This is a genomic window from Streptomyces sp. rh34 (genome assembly GCF_002551245.1).
Classification (GTDB): Bacteria; Actinomycetota; Actinomycetes; order Streptomycetales; family Streptomycetaceae; genus Streptomyces.
In genome coordinates, this window is sequence record NZ_NTGZ01000500.1 from 1 (window position 1) to 1,888 (window position 1,888).

Genomic DNA, 1,888 nt, shown 5'->3' on the forward strand with positions numbered 1-1,888 from the left:
CCGGAACGGCCGCGGGCCGCGCGGTGGGGTTCACCGTGCGGCCCGGGGCGGGGGTGTTCGCCGGGGGTCAGCCCTTGCGGGTGTTGATCTCCTCGGTGAGCTGGGGGACGACGGCGAAGAGGTCACCGACGACGCCGTAGTCGACGAGTTCGAAGATCGGGGCCTCGGCGTCCTTGTTGATCGCGACGATCGTCTTCGAGGTCTGCATACCCGCCCGGTGCTGGATCGCGCCGGAGATACCCGAGGCGATGTACAGCTGCGGGGAGACCGACTTGCCCGTCTGCCCGACCTGGGAGGTGTGCGGGTACCAGCCCGCGTCGACCGCGGCACGCGAAGCACCCACCGCCGCACCCAGACTGTCCGCGAGGGCCTCGATGAGCGGGAAGTTCTCCGCACCGTTGACCCCACGGCCACCCGAGACCACGATCGCGGCCTCGGTCAGCTCCGGACGCCCCGTCGACTCACGCGCCGTCCGCGACGTCACCTTCGTCCCCGTGGCCGTCTCACCGAACGACACCACCAGCTCCTCGACCGCACCAGCGGCGGCGGCAGCCTCCACCGGCGCCGAGTTCGGCTTCACCGTGATGACCGGAACACCCCGGGACACCCGGGACTTCGTCGTGAACGACGCGGCGAACACCGCCTGCGTCGCCACCACACCCCGCTCACCGGCCTCCACGTCCGTGGCATCGGTGATGACGCCCGAACCCACACGCAACGCCAGCCGGGCAGCGACCTCCTTGCCCTCGGCGGAAGACACCACCAGCACCGCCACCGGCGACACCACGTCGAACGCCGCCCGCAACGCGTCCACCTTCGGAACCACCAGATACTCACCGAACTCCGGCGCCTGCGAGGTCAGCACCCGCACCGCACCGTGCTCACCCAGCACCGGAGCAGTCGCCTCCGCACCCGCGCCCAGCGCCACCGCGACCGGGTCACCGATCCGACGCGCCAGCGTCAGCAGCTCCAGCGTGGGCTTACGGACCGCCCCGTCCACATGATCGACCAGAACAAGAACTTCACCCATGACAACGCACTCCAGAAAGAAGAGAAGAGACAGAAGAGAACGAGAGGAACAGCACCCGGACTAGATGAACTTCTGGCCCGCGAGGAACTCGGCGAGCTGCCTGCCGCCCTCACCCTCGTCCTTCACGATCGTGCCCGCCGTCCGCGCCGGACGCTCGGCCGCCTCATCGACCACCGTCCACGCACCCGCCAGACCGACCTCGTCCGCGTCCAGCCCCAGATCATCCAGATCCAACGACTCCACCGGCTTCTTCTTCGCCGCCATGATCCCCTTGAACGAGGGGTAACGAGCCTCACCCGACTGATCGGTCACCGACACCACCGCCGGCAGGGACGCCTCCACCCGCTCCGAAGCAGTGTCACCGTCACGCCGCCCGGCCACCACACCACCGGCCACCGCGACCTCGGACAGCAGCGTCACCTGCGGCACACCCAACCGCTCGGCCAGCAGCGCGGGCAGCACACCCATCACACCGTCCGTCGACGCCATCCCGCAGATCACCAGATCGAACCCGGTCCTCTCCACCGCCTTCGCCAGCACCAGCGACGTCCCCATCACATCACTGCCGTGCAGATCGTCGTCCTCGACGTGAACCGCCCTGTCCGCACCCATCGACAACGCCTTGCGCAACGCGTCCTTGGCATCCTCCGGACCCACCGTCACCACGGTGATCTCCGCATCGTCCGCCCCGTCAGCGATCTGCAACGCCTGCTCGACCGCGTACTCGTCCAGCTCCGACAACAGACCGTCGACATCCTCACGATCCAGCGTCAGGTCATCGGCGAAACGCCGGTCACCGGTCGCGTCGGGCACGTACTTCACACAGACAACGATCCTCAAGCTCACGCCGGCTCTCCT

At 68.4% G+C, this 1,888-nt stretch carries 2 protein-coding genes; both read right to left on the reverse strand.

The features are described 5' to 3' along the window. Positions 1 to 67: 67 nt before the first annotated feature. Positions 68 to 1,030, reverse strand: coding sequence for an electron transfer flavoprotein subunit alpha/FixB family protein (locus tag CR470_RS37655; protein ID WP_097872239.1), 963 nt, complete (start codon positions 1,028 to 1,030; stop codon positions 68 to 70). Positions 1,031 to 1,090: 60 nt separating this feature from the next. After that, the gene (locus tag CR470_RS37660; protein WP_097872241.1) at positions 1,091 to 1,876 is read right to left on the reverse strand and encodes an electron transfer flavoprotein subunit beta/FixA family protein; all 786 of its coding nucleotides are present in this window, start codon (positions 1,874 to 1,876) and stop codon (positions 1,091 to 1,093) included. Positions 1,877 to 1,888: the final 12 nt, after the last annotated feature.